We start from the raw sequence: 23,068 nt of genomic DNA on the forward strand, positions 1-23,068 counted from the left end.
ATCGGGCCTCTGTGTGTCAGGGGTTGAGCAGGTGCCAGTTTCCTTCGGAAACTATCTCAGCCGTGCCGTCGACCACCTTGATGGCCGTCTCATCGTCGATTGCATATGTCGGGACCGGGATCCCAGACGCCCACTTTTCTATGTTGGCCAGTGCAGTGTCCGGCATGTCCTCGCAATCGAGGTGCGGGTACAGCGTGAAATCCACCAGTCCCAGCGCCCGGTCGGCACCCACCGCCATATCGCTGCCGGTGGGCACAAAATCCAGATCGAACTCTGCGTCGCAGTTGTAGGGGGTCACCGCGATGCTCCCGGCGCTCATTCCCACGTAGACCGACTCGTTCAGCGACGGCAAGAGGTCCGCCAGGCCCGACTCACGCATCCAGTGGGTCAGATACAGCACATCGCCGCCCCAAACGAGCAGAGCGTCGACCTCTCGGACCGCCGGGACCCAATTCTCTTCTCGGATGGTCGGCAGCGCGGTGAGTTCCAACACTCCCAAGGACTTCCAACCCAGCTCACACAATGGACTCTGAGCCCTACCTGAGATCGCCTGCCACGCCCGGCCGGCACCGCCCGGGAAGGGGTAGACACCGGTCGGAATGATTAGGGCGCTGGACTCGGCAATCGGCTTGCCCAGCAGGTCGACGAGCGCATCGGAGATGCTCGGGTTCCTGATGCCTGCGGAAGTGAGAAGAAACTTCATGAGGACCTCTTCTTAGTGCCGCCGTATGACTTCGGGTCGCGTGACAGCGCCCCAGCAGATCCGCGGCGCCCCCCGCTCCCCGACCGGGCTCTGAGCCGCAGGCAATGACGCGAGCCATTCCCGCCGGACTGGGACGCCACCCATCCTCCAACGGCGACACCGAAGCCGTCAACGCCCCATCGAGGTCGCAGCCGGATCGCCCGCAGCTCACAAGCCACAACCCCCGTTTCACGTCAAGGGCGCCGTCGCCGTCGGCGAGGACACCGCCGATCCACGGGCTCAGCGGCTCAGCGGCTCAGCGGCTCAGCGGCTCAGCGGCTCAGCGGCTCAGCGGAAGCCTTCTCCGACCTGATCGTGTGGTACCGCGCGTGGCTCGCCTTCCTCCTGGCCGGCAGAAACTACACGCAGATCGCGCTGGCCGCCGAGCAGGAGGCGGTGAGGTGCTCTCCACCGTCCAAATAGGACCCACTCATGCCGGATGGCCGGACGTGGGAACTGTCCAAGGGCCCCAGCTCAGTCCGCCACGGCGGCGAGATCCGATGAAGCCGGCCTGGTCCGCTCACCCCACCGCGCCAAGGCCGGCGTCAGCATGCACGCCAGAACGAAGAATACACCAAGTCCGAGCATGCCGGGCTTGCCCAGGCTCATGACCGGCCCGAGGAGCACCGCCGGGGCCAGCGCGACGCCGAGGCCGCCGGTGATCCCGAGGAAGCCGTCGTACTGACCCTGCGCATGGGCCGGGGGCAGGCCCATGGTGAGCGCGAATCCGGCGGCCAAGTGGTAGATCTCGCCGAAGGTGTGCAGGGTGACCCCGGCTACCAGCAGGACCAGCGCGGGCCAGGTGGGCAATCCCGCCGCAAGGCCGATAGCACAGCAGCTGAACAGGAAGAACACCCCGGCTCGTCGCCACGCGAGTCCGCCCTGCCGGATTGTCTTCACCCGGCCGCCGAGGCGGACCTGGAACAAGACGACCAGGAGGGTATTGATCACGAGGGCCAGCGGGATGCACCATCGCGGTGCGTCCGTGCGGTCGACCACCCACAGTGGAAGCAGCAGTGTGAGCACGGCGAACTCGAGGCTGCAGAAGGATCCCAGCACGGCTAACGCGACGAACGGCCGGTCCCGCAAGACGCCCCAGCGCGGCCCGGACTTCGGCTTCGGCAGCGGCTCGTACCGCGGCAGTCCGCGCAGAACCACCCAGGCGGCCAGGTAGGTCAGCGCATCGATGATGATCAGCACGTGGTATGCATTCGGAGTGCCGAGCTGGATCGCTATGCCGCAGCAGGCGAAGCCGACCGAAAATCCCACGTTCGTGATCGCGTGGGTCGAGGATCGGTAGGACGCCGCCTCTTCGCCGGCCACCCGTCGCAGCAGCGCTCCCTCGGCCGTGATGACCGCCCGTGCGGCCATCGCATCCACCGTGGCGACGACGACGAAGGCGACGAAATTGTCGACGAAGAGGAAGGCGATCGTTGCGGCGGCCTGCAAGGGCAGCATGGCCATGGCCACGGTAAGGGGGCCGCGCCGGTCGGCCAGATCACCGATCGGGAGGCCCACCAGCAGGGTGATTGTCGCGGCGATGGTCAGGCCCAGTCCGACCTCCGCGGCGGACAGGTGCACGATACGGGTCAGGTACAACGGCAGGCTCACGAGCAGCAGACCGGTCCCGAACGTGTTGATGAGCGTCGCCACCGCGTACGAGCGCCTGGGGCCCGGCTCGGTGGGGAAAAGCGAGGTGACGGCGCTGACTGGATTCAACCGCGGCATGCTTCCGTCTCCGATCTCGCTTTGACCTTGGAGCAGCATCTCGGAATCGGCCGCCCGAGCACATCTCCCGGATTGCGTAGCCGTACGACGACCCGGCGGATCGAGCGAGGCCCGCCAGGACCCGGACTCTGCCGCGCCCCGTCACGGAGGTTCGGCCGCCGGCCACCCCTGGACCCACCGCCCACTACGGCAGGGCCCGGACTATGGGCGACACCGTGTCCAGGCTCAGTCGCGACGGGACGGCCGAGGCCGAACCGCTGTACTTGCCCGCGTAGCCCGAGGCGCCGCCCTGCATCGCCCAGAACGCCAACTTCCCGATGACCATGCCGGGAAACAGCCGGACCGGCGCGGCGACCGCGATCTCCAACGTCCACGGGAAGATCGCGCCGCTGTGCCCGAGCGGTGCGGAGAACTGGATCCAGACGCCGAGGGTGGAGATCGAGCGGCAGGCGTAGAGGGTGGCGGCGTAATGCGGACTGCCCATCGCTTCCATGGTGCCGCCGAGGTAGAACCGCCCCGGAGTGAGCAGCATTCCGTCGTCGTCCATGACGTCCGTGCGAGACGCGATCGGCGACCGGGAGTCGATCACCTCCGGCCCGTACGAGATGATCTCCCGGGCCAACCGGAAGCCGTAACTGTTCGGCTCCAGGCGCTCTGCGTCGAAGTCGTCGATATGGATGCGGCCCGCTCGGACTTCGCGGTGAATTTCGTGGCCGGTGAGTATCACATCCAGCTCCGCACGACCCGGCGCACAGCGGCGCGGTGTTCCGTGAGGTGACCGCTGTTGTCCAGGACGACGTCCGGCTCGATCAGGTCGAGATCGCTCGTCGACCGGTCCGCTCGACTGGTATCGCCGCGCCCGGCCAGTCTCCTTTCGCGCACCTCCGGTGCCGCCGTGACACGCAGCACCCGGAATCCGTGGGCACGCAGCGCCACGGCATCAATGAAAGGGTCACGCAGGTCGTCATTGACCACGATGTCGGCGTCGGTCGACGCTAACCGGGTCAGGAAATCATCGGCCAGGGACTCGGGCCTGATACGGCGCATGGAGTCGGCCAGGGATTCCAACAGGATTTGATCCTGCGTCCCGGCCGGAACCTTCACCCGGGCCGCTTGATAAACCCGATCCTGTAGGTCGTACAACGGTTTAGCAATTTTGACGGTTACGCACGTCAGGCCCAATTCTTTCGCGAGTTCCTCGATCAGGCCCGCGGATGTCGACTTGCCGCAACCCGCCAACCCGATGATGGCAATACGCATGAATCCACACCTCCCCCAGGTGTCTTTTGCCGATCAGGAGCCTGCGGGCAGCGTGGCTTTGCTCCGGCTCTCAATGTCGCGCAGAAACGAAAGCTTCGAATAGAAGGTGCGCTCGCGATCCACGTTGTTCCGGATTAGATAGCTGTCGACGAGATTCGTCAGGCGTTCAAGTTCGGATTCGACGGTGGCGATGTCGAGCCCGACGTGTATCCGTGACCGGTGGTAGGCGATCTCGGCCTGCCGAAGGACGTGCTCGTCACCGGCCGTGCGCACCTCGTCGATCTCGATACCGAAGAAGTGACCGGTCGCGCTGGACTCCAGGTTGACGTCGAAACGCGTCCGACTGAAGGTACGCAGGGCCCGAACGGTGAGGTGTGGATACTCGGTGTCGAGAAAGGCAGCGAAGTCCTTGCCGGGCACGGTGAGGTTGTGCCGGAAGGTCTCAACGCGCCGGAGTGTGTCCTCGGCGAAGACCTTGTGCTTGAGCATGAAAGCGCCTGACGGCTGCTCCTGGAAGGCGATGTAGCCGCGCTCCGCAGCCGGGCTCAGCACCTCGAACGTGTGCTGGAAGACCTCCCAGCGTTGCACCTCGTTGCCGACATCCGGGATGAAGCCGGGGAACGAGGCGCTACCGACCTGGGCGGCGATGTCCGAGGTCAACCGCCAGATCGACACGTCGCCACGAAGTGTGATCTTGTTTTCAATTTCGACACCGGGTACGAGATTACGAAAGGTCTGGTTCTCGACGGCCACGTGCTCGCGCAGGTTTCCCGCCGACTTGAGCGCGACCGCGACCACGTCGTCGACCCGCGCCGGGGCCGGAAACTCGCATTCAGCGACTCGCGCGAACACCGCGCCGACTTCCCGCAGGCGAGTGCAGGCAAGCACTTCCACCCTTGTCCGGTCGGGTGACTCATGGAGCCGGAGCACCATGATCGGCGACAGAAATTCGATGCGCTCGGTGGCTGCGGCATCCGGCCACACCATCCCGAGGCCGATTCTCAACGACTCCGAGATCGAGCAGCCGCACCAGGTAGGTCGCACCGCCTCGACGGGCACCTCGACCGGAATCGAATCCTCCGGCAATAAACGAATCGAGGCAGACGCCGTGTCGATCGGCCGCAGGTATTCCACAGCCCGATCGCCACCATCGGTGTCCGTCGGCAGGTCGATCGCGACGACGGGCAGCCGCTTGCGCGGCACCAACGAGTATTGAAAAGCCGGATCGCCCAGGACGAGGAGCCGGCGTAGGGACAGTCTTTTGTCTGAAGTTGTTTCCTGGCTCAACGCATCCCCCCGGTAGCGCAGCGAGGCTGGTTGCAGTGCCCAGCCGAAATCAACTGCGGGCCAGCCTACACACCGAGCGCCTTGCGGTCTGCCCCAAAATGGGTCACGCATGCCGACCGGATCCACGCAGACAAATATGATCTTGCATAGACGCCGGTCAACCGGGCTTCGCCGGGGAATTCCGGGTGGCTCCGTTAGCCCACAGCACCCTGACCTCCGGCGCCCGGTTGACACGCCTCGGCTCCAGGTGTCACGATCGATCGTCATCTACGGGGGTGATCTACCATGCTCGAATGGCGTCAAGCTAATCCCAAGGTGCTCGAATCCTGGTACGAAAAGTCAGGAGTGCGCGAGGGCCCGCGCCGAATAATTTCCGACGACGACGATATCCTCAAAGACTTCTTCCCCCGGCATCTGGTAACACACCTGGCACATCCAGCCGTTGCCGAGACCGATGAAGCGCTCAAGCGATTTCTTCTGGCCCAGCACCTGTACCAGTGGCTGAACTTCACAAAGGCGTTCGAGGTGGGAGTCGTCTGCCGGGCCACCAAACTGATCGCCGAAGAAGACTGCGGCATCGAGGTGCCGAGCCGCGTACGCCTGGACGCCTACAAGATTCTCGTCGACGAGAGCTACCACGCTCTCTACAGCGACGACGCCGTCGAGCAGATCCAGGCGCGCTCCGGCATCACATCCCTGCCCTACGACTTCCAACCCTTCCTCGCCAACCTCGACCGCATCAGCGATGACTACCCGCGGCATCGCCGGCTGGTCCAGTTGGTTCAGGTCTTCGTCTTCGAGACACTCATCACCGGTCTGCTCGTCGACATCCCCAAGGACCCGAACGTGGTGTCGCTGGTCCGCGAGATCGCCCGTGATCATGCGATAGACGAGGGGCGGCATCACGTGTACTTCAGCGACTTCTTCGGCCGCCTCTGGGGCCAGCTCGAGCCTGCTGACAGGCGGATGGTCGCGGCACTGCTGCCCGACCTCATCACCAAGTCGTTGCAGCCGGCGACGAGATCCGCCTCGTCCGCGCTACAGACGGTCGGGTTCTCGCCGGCCACCGTTCGTTCGATCATCGCCGAGTCCTACGACCGGGAGTCGGTGACAGCCGGCATCCGGTCCTCGGCCGAGCGGACCATCGGGATTCTCGAGGGCTACGGCGTGCTGGATCTGCCGGGATCCCGGGAAGGCTTCGCGGAGTCGGGACTCCTCCGTCTCTGATCTGCCACCAGCACGCTTGTCGATAAACGACACGCGAAGGAGCTCGTCGTATGTCACAGCTTCCTGAGGACCGGCAGCTTGTCGTGCTCGGCGCGAGTGGGCAGATCGCAGCCGTGGCGAGGCGCCTCGGTTGCCGGCTCATCCACGTCCAGAATCCAGGGAGTCCTATCGAGCAGTTCATCGAGCCGGACTCCGTACGGTCGACCTACTACACGGCCGACTACACCGTGGACTCCTTCATGAGCTTCGTGGAGCAGGTGCTTCGGCCGCTGGCGCCCGACGCCGTCGTCAGCGTGCGCGAGGACGGGCTTGTCCCGGCGGCCCTCGCCAATGCACGCCTGGGACTACGGGGAACCCCGCTGGAGGTGGTGGAGACACTGCGGGACAAGGCGAGAATGCGAGCGTTGCTGGAGGGCAAGGCGCCGCACCTCACGATCCGGGCGTCCACGCCGGCGAGCCTCGACGAGGCCGTGGACACCTTCCTCAACTGGGGTGGCCGGAAGGCGATTCTCAAACCCCGGGCGAGCTCCGGTAGCCGAGGCGTGGTGCTCATCGAGAGCGTTGCCGATCTTCTCGCGCACGGCGATCCCTCCGGCCAGATGCTGGAGGAGTATCTGCCGGGCCAGGAATACAGCGCCGAGAGCTTCAGCGTCGGCGGCGTACACCGCATTGTCGCGCTGGTCGAGAAGCACACCGGCCCGTCGTTCGTCGAGCTGGCGCACGTGGTGCCCGCCCCCTCGCTGGGCACCTCGGCGGTGCCGGTCATTCAGGAACAGCTGATCGAGTTCCTCGACGTCGTGGGTCTGGCCGATGGGCCGGCGCACACCGAGTTCAAGCTGATCGACGGTGGGATCCGCATCATCGAGTCGCACAATCGGGTCGGCGGCGACGGCATCCCGCACCTCGTTCGCCTCGTGACCGGGATAGACCTTCAGCGCTGGAGCATCGGGTGGTCGCTCGGCCTCGGCGAGCCCGATCATCAGGAACGCCCGGCGGCGGCAGCAGCTGCGATCGCCTTCGCCACCGCGCCGGAGGGTGTGGTGCAGTCAGTCGCCCTGCCGAGCCTGGAATTCCCGGACGCGACGGTCGAGGATGTGCGGTCGTTTGTCAGACCGGGCGACCGGGTCGCGGCCCTGACGAGCTCGTCCGCGCGCGTGGGCAGCGGGAGTGTTTCCGGAGCCGATGCTTCGCGGGTCCTCGTCGCCGCGCAAACGCTCGCCGCGGGCATCGACGTGATCAGCCGGCCGGCCGGGGGCCGACGGTGAGAAGACCGCTTTTGATCATCAGCCGGGATCCTCACCACACCCTGTTCGACGGCACGCGTTGCCTGCTGCCGCTCGCCGAGGTCGAGCCGCACCTGGTGACCAACCCCTGGCTGGTGGAGGGCGTGGAATCCAGCGACTTCCGCCATACCACCGTGTGCGATTTCGCCAACGACGACCGGGTGGAACAGGCCTGCGACTGGATCGTCAAGACGAATGGGATTCGCGGCATAGTCGCGTTGCACGAAAAGATGGTCATCATGGCCGCGCGGCTGCGGACCGCCCACGGACTGCCCGGCCTCCACCTGGACACCGTGCTGCTCTTCCGGGACAAGGTAAGGATGAAGAGCGCGGTTCAGGCTCATGGCGTGACCGTCCCGGACTTTCGTGCGCTCGACCGCGAAGGCGACCTGGCGGCGGTCGACTGGAGCCGGGGCCGCCACATCATCAAGCCGCGCTGCGGAGTCGGCTCGAACCAGACACACATCGTCGACTCGCCGGCAACCGCGCGCAAATTGTGGCGTCAGCTCGGCGCGCCGCCTGGCGAATACGAGATCGAGGAGTTCATCGCCGGCGACATGTTCCACTGCGACGGGATCGTCCGGGACGGACGCGTACTGCACACCAGTGTTGGGAAATATCATGCTCGTCCGGGCAACGTCGCTCCCGGGGCGATGGCGGGAAGCTATCTTCTGCCGGATGGGGCGCTGGCCCAGCGGATCGTCGACCTGCACCACCGCGTCGTGGGCGCTCTCGGTCTCGGGTCGGGGGTGACCCATCTCGAGGTCTTCCACACGCCGGAGGACAAGCTGGTGTTCTGCGAGATCGCGGCGCGCCCAGGTGGTGGCGGCATCGACCGCATGATCCTACGCCGGCACGGCGTGCACCTGCGGGAGGCGGCGATCCGGATCGAGGCCGGCCTGCCGCCGGTGGTCACCCACCGGCCGACGTCAGCAGGTGACCAGGCGGTGTGGGGCCGGGTCGGCATCTATCCCCATGGCCGCGCGCCGGCCGAGCTCACCGCACAGGAGTGCGGCGAGCTCGGGGTCGCGGAGTACGAGTACCGCCCGACCGCCGGCGGCAACGACGGCCTGCCACGCCATAGCACGGACTACGCGCACCGGTTCATCTTGAGTGGCAATGGCCCGGCTGACTTCATGGCGAAGGCCAACCGTCTCAGGGCAGTCGCTGGACGCTGACGACGCTGCCGTCGCTGATGATGACCTCACCCTCGCCGGCCAATCCGGGCATCGCGACAGCGGGAACACCGGACTCCCGCAGCAGGATTGAAAGGTGGCCAAGGGTGGAGCCGCGCTCGAAGACAAATCCCGCCACATGTCCAATGAGGACAGAAAGCGCAGCGTAGGGCAGTCGCGCGTGGATAATCGGGCGCTCCGGCAAGGACAGGACCTTGTCCAGGATCGTGGCCATGCCATCGCTGGCCGCCTCGCTGGTGGAGGCGTCGATGCTAATCGCAGGGCCGATCGACAACCTGCGCAGCAGCTCGTCCTCCTCCAGCCGGAGCAGCGTCCCACGTGCGGTGCCGGGCGATATCAGCACCGCACCCTCCGAGGACATCACCAGCTCATCGGCGCCGAGCACCGAGTAGTCGACGAAGTAGGGGGTTCCGGCGTGCAGAACCCATTCCAACGTGACCGGGCCGTGCTTGGCGTACATCGCGCCGGTCAACCTCGCCAGGGTGTGCAGGTGCGGGAGCAACGGTTCGGCCCCGGGAGCCGCTGTCAGATTCCCGGGTTCGTCAAACGGCCGCCTCAGGTCGGCGATGACGATCGTCTCGCCGCCCGCGGTGCCACGGTTGAGCGCCATGAGCCCCTCCGAGGTGAACTCCACCACGAGGCCGGCACCGGAGTTGCGGGAGATCATCCCTAGCTCGCCCCGGAGGTAGTCGCGAATGATCACCGCCCGCAATTGCGTGTCGCCGGCGCGCGCCCCGGCCAGTTCAGCCAGGCGCGACAGCACGTCATGCTTGGGCAGGACTAGCTGCCGCAGCTGGTCGCCGAGGTCCAGCACGCATTCGGGAGCCGCACCTGTCCGCAGCACCTGCTGGAGTCCGGCGACGGTCGCCTCATCATGCAGGCCCCGCCCGTTGAACTGAACCACCCAGGCCGATCCGGTGCCGGCGCCATTCTCGGCTGCCAGGCCGTAGGCGGAGCTGCGCTTGGCGACGTATCTGCCGTATACCCGCGCGACGTCACCGAGATGGAACGTCGCCGGTATCTCCTGCTCGTACATCGCAACGGCCAGTCCCACCGGTTCGGCCGTGGCACGCGGCCGGTCGATGGTCGCGGTGAGAGGGCGCACCTGGATCAGGTGAACGCCGCTGTCGTCGGCCGCCCACTCGACGTCGACATGGCCGCGCCTCTCCCGCAACGCCCGCACAAGCGCCACCACCTCCACCAGCGGAGAATCAGGGGTGGTCGCGATCTCGTCCGAGGTGGTCCTGACCGGTGCGACGACGCCCGCGACGAGCTGGTCGGCGAGGCCCTCGACATGTTCGATGACCACTCGCTCCGGATCGTCGGCCTCCAGCCCGGTGAACGCGACGCCCGCGAGGACCGGTTGCACCATGGCCTGCACGATGACGGCGAGCCTCGGTGAGGCGTCGTGGTTGTCCGCTCGGAGACGCGCAGCGACGGCAGGGGCGTCGTAATAGGAGGCCCAGCACCGCTCGATAGCCGCGATGATCTCGGCGAAGGTGGACACGTTCAGCACGCTGTGGTGCACGCCCGCGAGGCTGCTGGCGTCGGCGTCCTCGTCCAGTCCCGACGACCTGACGGCGACGCGGAGATCGGCCCGATCGCCGAAGATCTCGGTCAGCCGCGCCCGGAGCAGGGAGCGCGCCGACTCCGGGAAGCGAATCTGCGCGCCAATGCACTGAATCCGCGCCAGCGATTCGGTGTAGAACGCGCCGACGGTCGCGCGCAGGTCGGCAAACGCATCGTCCAGCGCGGCGGTCTGCTCGGCGGACAGTGCGCTGACGAACTCCGCGGCGGGGATACAGAATGCGGGCGGTACGGAGAATTCAGAGCTGCTCGCCGCAAGCGCGGCGAACTTCGGGCCCACTTCAGCAACGGAGACAGTCGCCCGCAGACCGGGGAAACGCTGTCTCGCGAATTGCTTGTCGTAGTCGATGTAGATGTCGCTGGACCGCGGCCCTGTCGCGCCCTGATACTTTCCGTGATAGAGGTCGACGTTGCCCTGCGGTTTCCACCACATCATCTGGCCGATGTTGAGGCCAACATAAACCCGGACCCGATTCAGCGTATAGAGCTGCAGCGTCCATTGTCCCTTGTAGCCGATGTCGCCGAGGCTCGCGGACAGGTTGATGAACATTCCGAGCCGCGCCACGGATGACCTGGCGGCAAAGGTCGGCGCGTAGTGGTCGCTGCCGAGCACCTCGATCGTGTGGGCGAGATAGAGCTTGCCCGGTTCGAGCACATAGCCGTCGTCCGGAATCTCGATCTCGATGAACTCGTTGGGGACCCGAGGGCTCAGCGTATCGCCCGAGTAGACCCGCAAAGTCTTGCCCAGCCTGAAGTTGTAGCTGTTCGGATTCACCTGCTCGGGTGTAAAAGGCTCGATGGTGATTCGGCCTTGGGCCCGTTCCTTCTCGATCTCACTACCGGTCAGAATCACAACAGTTCCCCCGTGGTGAAGCGCGACGAGCGGACCCGTGTCGTTCGCCGATCGGCACGCAACGGAACAATGGCGACCCGGTGACCCTCGCGTCGCAGCGATGCGGTCACCCGGTGATGCTACGAAAATGGCTTGTCAATTCACCGTCCTCAACGACGTGGAAAACCACGCCGGGCACGTCCTCGCGGTCAAAAGTATTTACCCACCCCAGCTGGTCGGTTGTGGTCCACGGCAGACGGGTGGTGGAGAAAATGCCCGGTGCCGCGATCAACGGGAGTCCGGCAAAAGTCCCCGCCGCAGCGGCATGGGCGTGCCCACAGAAGACGGCCCGCGCGGCGGACGACGCCCGGAGCACTGCGGCCAGGTCCTCGGGGTTACGTAGCCGAATACTGTCCAGCAGCGGGTTGTTCAGCCGAATCGGATGATGGTGGAGGCCGACGAACACCGGCTCCTCCGCGTCGGCGAGAACCGTTCGCAGCCAGGTGAGGGTCTCCGGCGCGAGCAGGCCTTCGTCCTCGCCAGGAATGGTGGAGTCACAGAGAGCGAACAGCAGACCGCCAGCGCTCTTCAGCTGATTGACTGGCTCCGAGCCATCACTGTCCAGCAATATCTTGCGATACGCCGCCCGATCGTCATGGTTGCCCGGCAACATCAGAACGGGAATGTCGGCTACCAGTTCGGCTTTCACCTGGTCATATTCCTTGACGTCACCATGATCGGCAAGATCACCTGTGACCAGAATCACATCAATGTCACAGCCGCGCAGATATGCCATAGTCCGCCGAACACGGTCCAGCGCGCGCGCGGTGCCGTCGAAGTGGGTGTCGCTTATGTGCGCTATGATCGTCACACAGATACACTCCCATCATTGCATGTGGACGTATAAGGGACGACGAACGACGCCCTCAGCGGATATCATGCCGCGATCGGCACGTACCATCAAGCGGTGTACAACCACGAGCCGGCTGGTTACGACTGTCCCTTCTGCGGTCTGGTGGCCGGGCGCTACAACGAGCTATCCAGTGCGGCGACGCTGGTCTGGCGTACCCCCACCGTCATTGCCTTTATCTCACCCCGGATGTGGCCGACGAACCTCGGCCACATCCTCGTGGTGCCTAGCCAACATCACGAGAATCTGTATGACCTGCCCCGGCCCCTGGGCCACGCGGTCTTCGACTTGTCACAGCACATCGCACGAGCCGTGCGTGCAACATATCCCAACTGCACCGGCACATCGACACGGCAGCACAACGAACCCGACGGCCACCAAGACGTGTGGCACTTCCACCAGCACGTGTTCCCCCGGTATGACCGGGACAAGCTTTACTCCTCACCCCCTCGGCGCGGCTACGCATCGATCGAGGAACAGGCCCCGTATGCGTTGCGCCTGCGCGAGTATCTCAACGAATCACTGTCCGGATGCGATGGTACCGCCACCTTGGACGGGACACACTCCGAGCCGCAGATCTTGTAGAATCCATCTCGGCGCCACAGTGGACACGCGCCGTGATCGGGGCCGTGCAGCGCCTAGATCCGCTTGGGTCAAGCAAATAGCGATGCCTACCGGGGGAAACGATGCCTGCCGAATCAGAGTTGTTGCTCATTCTCGCGCCGGATCGTTACGTTCTGCGAGCTTGCCGAAGACTCGGTATTCCACATGTCGTGGTCTACGGAGCGCGGCACCGCGACCTCGGCTTCCAGGAGATACCCGCGCCCGCCATCCCGGTCTTCTGCGAGGATCATCACAAGCCCGAGGCGATCCTCACCGCCCTGCACCGCGCCGGATTCTCCGACACACAGTTCACCGCGGTGCAGACGACCATCGAGCCCCTGCTGATCACCGCTTCGGTCCTCGGACGTGCCCTGGGCGCCAAAGTGCTCAGTCCCTCGACCGCGGTGCTGTTCCGCGACAAGTTCCTGCAGAAGCAGCGCATCGCCGACGCCGGCCTCGCCACCGCGCGCAGCGTCCTCATCGAGGACCTCTTCGCCCTCGAAGCGGACTTCACCATGCCGTTCGAACGTGCCGTGCTGAAGCCGGTGACCGGCCTGGCCACCCAGACCACGTCGGCCGTCGACGGGCTCGACGAACTGCTCGTCACCGCCCGTCGGTACCGGGAACAGCGCATCACCAGCCGCACCTTCGTGCTCGAGGAGTTCATCACCGGTGACGAGTGGACCGCCGACGGCGTCGTGTCCGATGGTGAACTGCTCTTCTACGGCCTGGGCCGCTACGAGCAGCCCTGCCTGACCACGCTGCAGGACAACGCGCCCCTGAGCATGCGCAAGTTCGACCCGCAGACCGAGAGCTGGGCCTACCGGGCGGCCGACGACATGGTGCGCGACTCCCTCGGCGCGCTCGGTCTCACGGATGGTGTCTTCCACATGGAACTGTTCCACGACCCGAGCAGCGGCCGGGTCGTCTTCAGCGAATGCGCAGCCCGCCGTGGCGGTGCGCTCACCGAGGAGGAGATCCTGGCGAAGTTCGGCGTGGACCTCGGCAAGGCGGCCGTGCAGTGCGCACTGGGCCGGAAGCCCGAACTGGACGTGCAGGTGCGCGCCGGCACCGTCGGATCGGTCTACTTCACCAGCCGCCCCGGCACGCTGGTCGATTGCCCGTCTCCCGCGGAGCTGACCGAACTGCCCGACGTGTCGTTCGCTCGTATCGAGCTTCCCATCGGCTATCGGATGGCCGGGGCCGCCGACTCCACCACCACGCGCATCGGCATGGCGATGATCACCGCTGCCGATCCCGAGTCGTTGGAGCAGCGACGGGCAGAGGTGTTGCAGTGGTTCGATGAACGACTCGTCGTCATTCCCGCCGCGACGACCAGCGCCGAGCTGCGCGACTGGCACCGCGAGGCCAGCACGACCGACGAATTCGCCGACGTCCTGTACGGCGAATGACCGGCCCGGGCCCCGCGCCGCACTCCACGAACAGCCTCGACGACTCTGCCGTCGACGCCGAAGAGAAGCCGCGATCGGACTCCTCGGCAGGCGGACGGTTCGCCCGGCTGACTCGCGTGTTCCCCTCGACGGCCGCGGGAAACCAGTTGGTTCTCGTCGCGCTGGTCGACTCCTTCGGCACCGGAGTCTTCCTCAGCGGCAGTGTCGTCTTCCTCACCTTGGTGGCCGGCCTCACGGCGGCACAGATCGGCCTCGGGCTCTCCGCCGCGGGGATCGTGGGGCTGATCACCACCGTCCCGATCGGTGTCGTCGCCGATCGGATCGGCACGCGACGAGTTCTGGTGGCCCTCCAGGTCTGGCGCGCAGCATGGTTCGTCGCCTACGCCTACACCGCGAGCTTTCCCGTCTTCGTCGTCGTCGCCTGCATGCTCGCCATGGCGGAGAAGTCGACGGGCCCGCTCAACCAGGCGGTCATCGGCGCCGCGGTCGGTGACCACGACCGCGTCCGCACCATGGCACTGGTCCGTGTGGTGCGCAATGTGGGCTTCTCCCTCGGTGCGGTCGCCGGCACCACGCTCGTGGCACTCGGCTCCCACGCCGGGTTCCGCGCCATCATCCTGACGAACGCTGCCTCGTTCCTGCTGGCCGGAATTCTGCTCGCCCGGATCCCCCTGCTCAACTCGACGGCCAGTGCTCGGCGGAACGGCGCGTGGCACAGTCTGGCGTCGCTGCGCGACGGTCGATACCTGACCCTGACCGCGCTCAACGGAATCGTCGTCATGCACATGACCCTGCTGTCCGTCGGGATCCCGCTCTGGATCGTCATGCACACCTCCGCCCCGCCACCGCTGACCGGCATTATCATTCTGGTCAACACGATCCTCGTCGTGCTCCTGCAGGTCCGCGTTTCCCGCGGATGCGACGACCTCACCGTGGCGAGCAGCCGGATGCGCTGGGCCGCAATGGCGCTCGCTGGCTGCTGTCTCCTGCTGGGACTCTCCAGCGGCACGACAACAGTCGTGGCAACCAGCCTCATCGTCGCGGCCGTCATCCTGCTCACCGGCGCGGAAATGTGGCAGGCGGCGGGCTCCTGGGGCATCTCATTCGAGCTGTCTCCCCCAGACCGGCGAGGCGAGTACCTCTCGGTCTTCAGCCTCGGCACGACCCTTCAGTCCATCATCGGCCCGGTGCTGCTCACGGCCTTCGTCGTTCCGCATGCCACCGTCGGCTGGCTGGGCCTCGGCGTCCTGTTCCTGATCACTGGCCTGATCCTGCCGTTGGTGGCGGTCTCACGCCGCCAACCGGCCTGATGATTGCCGGGGCTCGGCGCCGGGTCCCGGCAAGCGATTCGACGTCACCCGGCCGCGGTCCCCGTCGCGCAGGCGGCTGTCTCAGAGCCACGCAAGCCACGCACGAGAAGCGCGATCACCAGCGTCGCGACATCCTCCAGCGGCACGGTCGACCTCGGCCATCCGAGGAGTTGGAGGAGACCGCCTCAGGGTGTGAATGGATGAGAGACAGGAGTCCGGTGGCCATCAGCTGAGCACCTCGCAATTCTCTCCCGTGATGCACTGTTGTCTAGAGCACGACGAGTGCAAACCAGCGACGTGGACACGAGAGTGACCCTGAACCCGAAAGATCAGTAGTCTCGACACACACGCTGTGCATCCGCGGGCCCGCTGGTCAGCTCGAGTCGACAATGATCGTTGATCGCGGCGCCGTCCCCTGACCGAGCTCGTCCGTGCTTACGACGCGTTCCTCTTGTCCGATGGGGCCGACGAGGCGATTGTCTTCGCCGGCGGCCGGGCGCCGGGTCCGCTGGCGGTCGGTGGAGCGAACGTCGCGTTTGCCGCCCGCATCGTTTCCAGGACCTATTCAATGATCGGTTTGCGGGTCGGCGCGCTGATTTCCCCACCTCGGTTCCGCGGCGCGGCTTTGCACGGCACGACCGCCGGCCGAGCCCCAACCAACGCACAACCCGTCGCCGGCGAAGCGCCCCACTGCTTACCGAACCGGGGCATCGAAATCAGCGCGATCTACCGCGAACGCTTCCGTGACGCCGCGGCGGTCCTTGGCCCTTGGGCTCCGCGGGCCGCGCTGGAATCACTCGGTGGCTTCTAACCATGGCTCGACGCCCCTCCCACCGGCAGGACGAGTGAACAACTCTGCGGGGACCACCCCGACGCGGTGTTCTTACCTCCTCGGGCCAGGCCTACTCAGCCGAGGACGGCTTCTTCGGACTCGCTCTGACATCGCCGGTCGAAGATCTCCACGCCGCTCTGCCCGTGGTGCGCGCGGAGTTGGAGCGAGGCTGAGCCGCCGATGGGCGCGCCGTCTTCTCCGGCAGCTCCGCGATGGGTTCTTCATCCACGCGTGGGCCTGGCTCGACGCACCACGCCAGGTAAGGCAGACCGGACAGGAGGCTATCCCAATTTCCGTCAGCCGCGTACTGTAGGCGATCCTGCAAGCCAGTGATCATTTCGTCGTCTTCATCGATCCGATCCTGTGTCATTGTGTGACAGCCCCTTCGTCAGCTCCGGCTGGCTCTTCAGCTGTGGCTAGGCCGACCGTTCAATGAACGGCGCGATCATTCCAACTCTCCGTAATAAGCACCACTTTGCCACTTCCGGGAGATTCACTCGCGTACAGCACAAAGGCTATTCCTCTTTCCCGGATGTCGAAGGTGTGTGTGATCAAACGGGTCAGTATTCGATGCGGTGTCAGGTATTTCTCAGCCGCCGCCATCGCCGGACGCCGGGGTGGAGTCACCGATGCATGGAGGATTAAATTCCTGCGGAAGAAGTGGCGAAACGGCCAGACGTAGTCGTCACTGACGGGCACATCGAGGGCGAGGATGACCCCAACGAAACCGGTGAGGTTTACGGCGTCGGCCGGTGTGCCCGCCCGTTGCCCGACCGCTTCGACACAAGCATCGATCTTGGGACTTGACCGGATGATGTCTTCGGCCTCTCGGCCCCGGCTCGCCGCCACATCGACCCCCACTAGTGCCGGCAGGTCGCCGCGGCAAGCGGGATCGATGCCGACGATCTGGGCGGCTCCTCGGTGCCGAAGGAGGTGCGCGGCGAGCAGACCGGTCGGCCCGAGCCCGATCACCGCGACTCGTGCACCCGCGACCTCGCCAAGGCGAGACACGGCGTGCCGGACGGTCGCCAGCGGCTGGATGAGGGTCGCCCGCTCGCCCGTCAGCGAGGCGTCGACGACGCGGTGCGTGGCCTCGGGCCGAGTCAGAAGAACCTCAGCAGCTAGCCCGCGCTTGCCGACCGGCATGGCGGCAACCCGATCTCTGACGGCCAGCCGAAGCTCCTTCGCGGCTCGATCCCCCACTGGGCTGACGACTCGCCCCACACATTCGTGAATCGGATATCCCGCTTCGACATCGGACGCGATCATCTCGACGCTGGGCAGCCTCTGGGTCGTCGCCCGGTCGCTGGCTCCGGGCGTGCGGAAGTGCTGTAGGTCGCTGCCGCACATCCCCGCGACGGAGAGCCGCACCCGGATGAAATCTCCTCGCGAATTTTCAGATAGTGCGGAAACCTCGACCTCGATCAACAGGACGGGTGCCACCAAGCGAAGCGTATACATCGGTAAGCCCCCGTCCTGCCATCGCCTTGCATCAATGGGAGTCTACCGTGTCAGGGTGGCAACTCCTACCGCCCAGGATCCGCGCTGAAATCTGCGGATTGGACCTGAGGATGTCACTGACGCCGACAACGGTCGTCGCATCAAGAATGAGCCGAACCGCCGGAAGGTCCTGTTTCTTCCGCGATCAGAACAGGAGTGATGAGAAGCAGCTGGCGTTCGCGCGAAGCTTCGGCCGCCTTACGAGGGCCCACCCGATCGCCGCAGGCGATAAAAGAGCAACCTGGGATATGGAAACGCTCGGCCAGCGAATATCTCGTACGGCAACATGAACGCGCCGAACCAGACGGTGGTAACGGAATCGACAGCGGAAATCTACACGCTCGAGGCATGGCTGACGGCGGCCGGCATCCTCAACACCCGCGTGGGCACACGGCATGCGGCACGAGGCGAGGTGCGGGGTGGAGCTCCGCTCGGATGTGTGCGGTTGGTATTCGGCTCAACGGTCGGGCGAGTCGGCGTGGAAGGGTCGGTTGTCGCGTACCAGTGCCCAGAGCACGTTGATGCGGCGGCGGGCCAGAGAGATCAGTGCTTGCCGGTGTTTACCGTGAGCCACGCCCAGGCGCCGCGGACCGTGACGTCGCCGGGCCCGATCCCGGGGAGCGTCAGGTCGTGCTCGAGCTAGATCTAGCGGTCGATGTAACCCGCTGCGTGGCCGGAGCCCCGCCGTTCTCCTCCCGGAGGCACCGCCGGGCCATGTCGCGCGACACGACCCGGCGGCGCGCCCGTCAGGCGGCGAGTACCCGCTGGTGGATGGCGGTGACGGCGGCGCGGGCCGACAGGAACGCGCCGTGCTGCCAGGCGACGGCTTGGGTGAGCCAGTCCCCGGCGAAGTACACGCGGCCGGCCGGCTTCAGCAGCAGATCGTAGGAGTTCTGGTCCTCCGCAAAGGCCCACGCGCCCTCGAGGTGCGGCATGCGGTTCCAGGCCACCGAGAAGGCACTGGCCAGCTCGGACCGGTACTTCTCGCCGTGGATCTTCACGCCCTGCTCGACGGCCCGGGCGGTCCGGGCGGCGGGAGCGAGAGCGCCGTACGCCTCAGCCTGTTCCCCGAAGTGGTAGTAGCCGACCACGACGCCGCGACGGGCGTGGAAGTCGTACGACGGGTACCAGATCTGGGTGATGTCGAGGTCGGTCTGCGTGATGCCGCCATAGATCCGCAGGTCGTTCTCCCACCAGCGGCTCCGGTACTCCAGCCCCATCTTGCCGGCCGCGCCCGGGTAGAACCCGGACGACAGCGCGGCGGTCACGTTCGCGCCGAGGTTGTGCGGCACCTTGGCCATCACGTGCGGTGGCAGTGTGGCGATGCAGAAGTCGGCGGTGATCGCCTGATCGCGGCCGCCCTGCCGGAACGTGACGGTGACGTCCGACGCGCGGCGGGTCACGCCGAGCACCTGGGCGCCGAGCCGGATCCGCCGCCGTCCGACGGCGGTGGTGAGGGCCGCCGGGATGCGGTCCATGCCGCCCACCGGCTGGAACATCATCATGGCCTGGTCGTAGCCGAACTCGCCGCTGAAGTAGCGGCCGACGTTGCTGGCGAACACGTCCGACAGGCTCGGCGGTCCGGGCAGCGGAGTGCCTTCGTCGTTGCCCGCGCCGGGATATCGCGAGAAGCCGCGCCGGGTAGAGCCGGTGTAGTCATGGGCCTCGCCGATGTCGCCGAAGTCCTCCAGGAAGGCCAGCAGCCGTCCCTTGTCATCAGCGGTCAGGGTGCCGTCGAGGGCGCCCTGGTCGGTGGCTTTGGCGAGCAGTTCGGACACGTAGCCGTACACGTCCGCCTTGGCCGTCCGGAACCGGATCGGCGCGCTGCCGTCGTTGTGGATCAGCGCGTCGGCGTTGGCGTTGACGAACGGCTGGATCGGCACGCCGAGCTCACGGCAGTAGTCGAGGGTGACCATCCACTGGGCGATGCGGGCCGGACCGGCGTTCAGATAGGTGCCGGAAGAGAAGGAGGACCGCTGGGTGTGCCCGTCGAGGTCGGTCTCGGCGCTGCCGCCGCGGATCGTGAGGTTGCGGCCACCGGTGACGGCCCGTGCCTCCAGCACGGTGCAGTCGTACCCGGCCTTGCCGAGTTCGTAGGCGGCGGTGAGGCCGGCGATGCCGCCGCCGAGGATGACGACCTTGCGGGTGGCCCGTCCGGTCAGGTGGAAGTCGGACTGTCGTGGTGCCCGGAACGACGGCGTGGCAGCACGGACGGGGGCGAGCCCCAGAGTTCCCATGGTTGCGAAGAGCGCCCCCGCCCCGCCGCTGATGCCCACTGATTGAAGGAATCGACGCCGGGTGACATCTTCATCATGCATCGCCCGAGTCTTACCACATAGGACGGACATCGGAAGCCGTGATGCGTCATCAGCGAGACGGGTCGATCAGGGTGATTCCGGCAATCGTCGCGGTGTCAAACACCGGCAGCACCCGGCGGCCTCGGCGAGACCGACGGTTCCCTCGATCGGCCGGTGCGGCTGCCGGGCGCTGCGCTCGATGAGAGCCATCTTCCGCCGACGTTCAAGGACTCTGCGGTGGCGGCCATCGCGACTGCGGACGTTGCTTCACAATCGACCAGGGGTCGTCCACCGACTCCCACGGGTTAAACAACAAGCTAAGAATTTGTCCGCGCTGACCCGCCTGGGCGTTCGACCAGCCAGCGCCCACCCGGCCGGCATCGGCCGACCACCGTAGGATCGCCAAGGAGCCGACGCCTACCCGCCAGCGGCGGTTGCGGTCGCGCTGACCGATGGAATCCTCCAGGAGAATTAAGTACGTGGGTTTCCGCCGAACCGTTCGAGGGAAGCACGAAATCGGCGAGCTTACCGACGCCAAAACACGACGGGTTGGGCTGGTGTCATGGAGTACAAAGCACTCAACGTGCCGTTGCACTATGTCGAACACGGCGACGGTACCCCGGTCCTGGTGCTGCACGGCGCGAACGTGGATCATCGGGAGGTGGCGGGTGCCCTGGAACCGGTATTCGCCGGCACGAAGGGTTATCGACGCGTCTACCCGGATCTGCCGGGCATGGGACACACGCCCGCGCCGGACACGCTCAACAGCGGCGACGACGTTCTCGACCTCCTGCTTGCGTTCGTCGACGGCGTGATCGGCGATGAGCCGTTCCTGGTCGCCGGCCATTCCGCCGGCGCCTACTACGCCCGGGCCATCGCCGGCCGGCGCCCGAAGCAGGCGACCGGGCTCGCGCTGATCTGCCCACTCGACGAGAACGTGCGGGAGGTGCCCGCGCACCAGGTGCTGCACGCCTCGATCGATCCGGGCAAGTCGCTCGACCCGCACGCGGAGAGCACGTACCGCGACTACTTTGTCGTGCAGACCAAGGAGACGCTGGAGCGATTCCGGAAATACGTGGCGCCCTCCGCCGACCTGACCGACGAGGCCGGCCTCGCGCGCATCGGCGCGAACTGGCAGTTCAACGCCAGCCCCGAGAAGGGCCCGAAGTATCACCGCCCCAGCCTCATCGTCACCGGGCGCCAGGACTCCATGGTGGGGTACGCCGGCGACTGGGACCTGCTCGAGCACTACCCGCGGGCCACCTTCGCCGTGCTCGACCGCGCCGGCCACGCGTTGCCGCACGAGCAACCCGACCTCCTCAAGGCGCTGATCACCGAATGGCTCGACCGCGTACGCGAACACGACTCCAAGTAGGCCCGTCGACTACCCACGACTCCGAGCCGAGTCCCAGGTCCAGCTCCCGACGCGGCGCGCTCCCTGCAGGCTCGCCCAGGACGTGAGCTCTCCACGCAGTGCGGGCAGGCGTTGCCGAGCGAGACCGCCGTGCCGACGGCCTCCTTGGTCGTTCGGTCGACCCGGCCCGTGCCGAGGAGCGTTTCGCGCAGCATCAGCCAGGCGGCGACGAGGACGCCGGGCGCCGGCGCGTGCTGCGGCGCGAGCCTGCCGAAGTCTCGCTCGACCTGGTGGTAGACCCGGGCAACGAGACCGGTGTCGGCGCCGGGTCTGACCGGCGCGATGTGCCGGATCTGGGCCAACGAACTGCGTCGTGCGGCCCCGAGGAACACGCTGGCCATGGCCTGCTCCCAGTCAGTCGAAATCACGGACGACGCCGGATCCACGCCCCCCAGTGCGCGACCGCGGCGACCGTTTCGGTCCGGCCAATTATTGCGTCGCGAAGCGGCCATCAAAAGGATTGATCGGCGTCGCCGTCAGGGGTAGCCAGGTGGCTACCCCGGGCCCTGGCCACCTTTGGGGGCCGGGCGGATCTGTCGATGCGCCCGGGAATTGACCAGTCTGAGGATAACCGGCATAAAGCATCGAAGCTGACATCTGTGGAGTCGTTATGCAGGCGGTCGAGCAAGCGGTCGAGCGATCAGTGGAACACGTCATCGAGTCCATTCACGAGAATTACGGTGAGTAACTCTGCATCGATGACGTGGCCCGCACGGCAAGATACAGCAAGTTCCATTTCACCAGGATCTTTCCGCGGGCACCGGGCTCACCCCCCGGCCGATTTCTCTCCGCGGTACGGCTGCGGAAGGCCAAACAGCTACTCACCTCGACCTCGCTGACGGTCACCGACATCAGCAACATGGTCGGCTACACCAGACGTCGGCACCTTCAGCTCCGCTTCGCCTACAGCCCGGGGCGTGCCGCCGCGCACCTACCGGCGGCTGGGCGGTCGCCGGCCCTGGCGGGCCTTCGCGAACGTTCGCAGCGGTGGTGGCCGTCGAGCCGCCGCACCGACGCGGTCGACCGTACGCGGCAACATCTCGTTCACCGATGCGGTCTGCGCGGGTCGCCTCTTTCTCGGACTCTTCCCGGGCAAGATACCCCAGGGCGAGCCGGTGCGATGCACCGACGTCCAACAGGCCGGGCCGTAGGTGCTCGACGACGTGCCGCCCGGCACGTGGCACGCGGTTGCCTGCTGCCCACAGGACTATTACAACGCTAAATCGAGTCAGGTCTCCGGTAACGGCGATAGATCGTTTCGCATGGCTCGTTGCCGCCCCACGAGTAGGTGGGTGGGAAGCATCCCAGTCCGCCGTAAACACATAGTCGGAAAAACTTTCGGCACACGGTTGCAGCGACGGCTCGGGGTCGTCAGGATCGATATCTCCATCGCACCGCCGCCCGCCCAGCCCGGCTGCTCTCACAGATTTCCCACAGGCCCCGGCCGGCGATGTGACCGACCCACATAACTGCAGCCAGGGCATTATCCGGTCGGATTGATAGGATTTGAACCTGCCCTTCGGCCGGGCCTCTCCGGCGGCATACTCCTCGCCCAACGTCAGCCGGCTCCGCCACCCGAACGGATGCCGTTATGTCCCCCCAAAGAAGGGTCGCGAGACTTTTACTCGCCGCATTTCCGCATTCTTCA

Annotated in this window: 18 protein-coding genes; 9 read left to right on the plus strand and 9 right to left on the minus strand. The window is 66.1% G+C overall.

Annotated elements, in window-relative coordinates:
* Nucleotides 1-16: 16 nt before the first annotated feature.
* The 5 genes from AB0F10_RS15040 to AB0F10_RS15060 all read right to left on the minus strand — a co-directional run bounded on the left by AB0F10_RS15040 (nucleotide 17) and on the right by AB0F10_RS15060 (nucleotide 5,143).
* Nucleotides 17-703 carry a Type 1 glutamine amidotransferase-like domain-containing protein gene (locus tag AB0F10_RS15040; protein WP_360624007.1) on the minus strand — a complete coding sequence of 229 codons (687 nt, stop codon included), beginning with the start codon at nucleotides 701-703 and terminating at the stop codon, nucleotides 17-19.
* Nucleotides 704-1,216: 513 nt separating this feature from the next.
* Complete coding sequence (locus AB0F10_RS15045; RefSeq protein WP_360624009.1) at nucleotides 1,217-2,509, minus strand: MFS transporter; 1,293 nt, start codon at nucleotides 2,507-2,509, stop codon at nucleotides 1,217-1,219.
* A 145-nt stretch (nucleotides 2,510-2,654) separates the two neighbouring features.
* Entirely contained in the window at nucleotides 2,655-3,017 is a 363-nt protein-coding gene (locus AB0F10_RS15050) for a dCTP deaminase domain-containing protein (RefSeq protein WP_360624011.1), read from the minus strand.
* A 176-nt stretch (nucleotides 3,018-3,193) separates the two neighbouring features.
* Entirely contained in the window at nucleotides 3,194-3,730 is a 537-nt protein-coding gene (locus tag AB0F10_RS15055) for an AAA family ATPase (protein ID WP_360624013.1), read from the minus strand.
* 33 nt (nucleotides 3,731-3,763) lie between these two features.
* The gene (locus AB0F10_RS15060) at nucleotides 3,764-5,143 is read right to left on the minus strand and encodes a hypothetical protein (RefSeq protein WP_360624015.1); all 1,380 of its coding nucleotides are present in this window, start codon (nucleotides 5,141-5,143) and stop codon (nucleotides 3,764-3,766) included.
* A 159-nt stretch (nucleotides 5,144-5,302) separates the two neighbouring features.
* Here AB0F10_RS15060 and AB0F10_RS15065 point away from each other — a divergent pair, with 159 nt between their 5' ends.
* From AB0F10_RS15065 to AB0F10_RS15075, 3 genes are all read left to right on the plus strand, one after another.
* The gene (locus AB0F10_RS15065; protein ID WP_360624017.1) at nucleotides 5,303-6,244 is read left to right on the plus strand and encodes a diiron oxygenase; all 942 of its coding nucleotides are present in this window, start codon (nucleotides 5,303-5,305) and stop codon (nucleotides 6,242-6,244) included.
* Nucleotides 6,245-6,483: 239 nt separating this feature from the next.
* Entirely contained in the window at nucleotides 6,484-7,509 is a 1,026-nt protein-coding gene (locus tag AB0F10_RS15070) for an ATP-grasp domain-containing protein (protein ID WP_360624019.1), read from the plus strand.
* Nucleotides 7,510-7,520: 11 nt separating this feature from the next.
* Complete coding sequence (locus AB0F10_RS15075; protein ID WP_360624021.1) at nucleotides 7,521-8,705, plus strand: hypothetical protein; 1,185 nt, start codon at nucleotides 7,521-7,523, stop codon at nucleotides 8,703-8,705.
* On the opposite strand, the gene AB0F10_RS15080 is transcribed toward AB0F10_RS15075, so the two are convergent.
* Together AB0F10_RS15080 and AB0F10_RS15085 are read right to left on the minus strand one after the other, a co-directional pair.
* Entirely contained in the window at nucleotides 8,683-11,163 is a 2,481-nt protein-coding gene (locus AB0F10_RS15080) for a dCTP deaminase domain-containing protein (protein ID WP_360624023.1), read from the minus strand. The genes AB0F10_RS15075 and AB0F10_RS15080 overlap by 23 nt on opposite strands.
* A gap of 106 nt (nucleotides 11,164-11,269) precedes the next feature.
* A complete protein-coding gene (locus AB0F10_RS15085; protein WP_360624025.1) occupies nucleotides 11,270-12,013 on the minus strand; it encodes a metallophosphoesterase in 744 nt (247 codons plus the stop codon).
* Nucleotides 12,014-12,109: 96 nt separating this feature from the next.
* Here AB0F10_RS15085 and AB0F10_RS15090 point away from each other — a divergent pair, with 96 nt between their 5' ends.
* The 4 genes from AB0F10_RS15090 (at nucleotide 12,110) to AB0F10_RS15105 (ending at nucleotide 16,188) form a co-directional block, all read left to right on the plus strand.
* Entirely contained in the window at nucleotides 12,110-12,637 is a 528-nt protein-coding gene (locus AB0F10_RS15090) for an HIT family protein (RefSeq protein WP_360624027.1), read from the plus strand.
* 188 nt (nucleotides 12,638-12,825) lie between these two features.
* The gene (locus AB0F10_RS15095) at nucleotides 12,826-14,067 is read left to right on the plus strand and encodes an ATP-grasp domain-containing protein (RefSeq protein WP_360624029.1); all 1,242 of its coding nucleotides are present in this window, start codon (nucleotides 12,826-12,828) and stop codon (nucleotides 14,065-14,067) included.
* Nucleotides 14,064-15,377, plus strand: a complete 1,314-nt coding sequence (locus AB0F10_RS15100) for an MFS transporter (protein ID WP_360624031.1) — start codon at nucleotides 14,064-14,066, stop codon at nucleotides 15,375-15,377. Before AB0F10_RS15095 ends, AB0F10_RS15100 begins: the two co-directional genes overlap by 4 nt.
* 451 nt (nucleotides 15,378-15,828) lie before the next feature.
* Nucleotides 15,829-16,188: a hypothetical protein gene (locus AB0F10_RS15105; RefSeq protein WP_360624033.1), complete on the plus strand. Its 360-nt coding sequence runs from the start codon at nucleotides 15,829-15,831 to the stop codon at nucleotides 16,186-16,188.
* 450 nt (nucleotides 16,189-16,638) lie between these two features.
* Here AB0F10_RS15105 and AB0F10_RS15110 read toward each other — a convergent pair whose 3' ends face one another.
* Together AB0F10_RS15110 and AB0F10_RS15115 are read right to left on the minus strand one after the other, a co-directional pair.
* Nucleotides 16,639-17,652, minus strand: coding sequence for a zinc-binding dehydrogenase (locus tag AB0F10_RS15110; RefSeq protein WP_360624035.1), 1,014 nt, complete (start codon nucleotides 17,650-17,652; stop codon nucleotides 16,639-16,641).
* 803 nt (nucleotides 17,653-18,455) lie between these two features.
* Entirely contained in the window at nucleotides 18,456-19,946 is a 1,491-nt protein-coding gene (locus tag AB0F10_RS15115) for an FAD-dependent oxidoreductase (protein ID WP_360624037.1), read from the minus strand.
* A gap of 622 nt (nucleotides 19,947-20,568) precedes the next feature.
* On the opposite strand from AB0F10_RS15115, the gene AB0F10_RS15120 reads away from it, so the two are divergent.
* Both AB0F10_RS15120 and AB0F10_RS15125 read left to right on the plus strand, forming a co-directional pair.
* On the plus strand, nucleotides 20,569-21,381 hold the full coding sequence (locus tag AB0F10_RS15120) for an alpha/beta hydrolase (RefSeq protein WP_360624039.1): 813 nt from the start codon (nucleotides 20,569-20,571) through the stop codon (nucleotides 21,379-21,381).
* Between the two features lie 742 nt (nucleotides 21,382-22,123).
* Nucleotides 22,124-22,642, plus strand: coding sequence for a helix-turn-helix domain-containing protein (locus tag AB0F10_RS15125; RefSeq protein ID WP_360624041.1), 519 nt, complete (start codon nucleotides 22,124-22,126; stop codon nucleotides 22,640-22,642).
* Nucleotides 22,643-23,068 lie beyond the last annotated feature (426 nt).

The sequence above is a fragment of the Actinoplanes sp. NPDC026623 genome, from assembly GCF_040638275.1.
GTDB lineage: Bacteria > Actinomycetota > Actinomycetes > Mycobacteriales > Micromonosporaceae > Actinoplanes.

Excerpts from the sequence above, each read along its gene's own strand:
- AB0F10_RS15040 (WP_360624007.1), bottom strand. The coding sequence starts at position 703 with ATGAAGTTTCTTCTCACTTCCGCAGGCATCAGGAACCCGAGCATCTCC.
- AB0F10_RS15045 (WP_360624009.1), bottom strand. The coding sequence starts at position 2,509 with ATGCTGCTCCAAGGTCAAAGCGAGATCGGAGACGGAAGCATGCCGCGG.
- AB0F10_RS15050 (WP_360624011.1), bottom strand. The coding sequence starts at position 3,017 with ATGGACGACGACGGAATGCTGCTCACTCCGGGGCGGTTCTACCTCGGC.
- AB0F10_RS15055 (WP_360624013.1), bottom strand. The coding sequence starts at position 3,730 with ATGCGTATTGCCATCATCGGGTTGGCGGGTTGCGGCAAGTCGACATCC.
- AB0F10_RS15065 (WP_360624017.1), top strand. The coding sequence starts at position 5,303 with ATGCTCGAATGGCGTCAAGCTAATCCCAAGGTGCTCGAATCCTGGTAC.
- AB0F10_RS15070 (WP_360624019.1), top strand. The coding sequence starts at position 6,484 with ATGAGCTTCGTGGAGCAGGTGCTTCGGCCGCTGGCGCCCGACGCCGTC.
- AB0F10_RS15100 (WP_360624031.1), top strand. The coding sequence starts at position 14,064 with ATGACCGGCCCGGGCCCCGCGCCGCACTCCACGAACAGCCTCGACGAC.
- AB0F10_RS15115 (WP_360624037.1), bottom strand. The coding sequence starts at position 19,946 with ATGGGAACTCTGGGGCTCGCCCCCGTCCGTGCTGCCACGCCGTCGTTC.
- AB0F10_RS15120 (WP_360624039.1), top strand. The coding sequence starts at position 20,569 with ATGGAGTACAAAGCACTCAACGTGCCGTTGCACTATGTCGAACACGGC.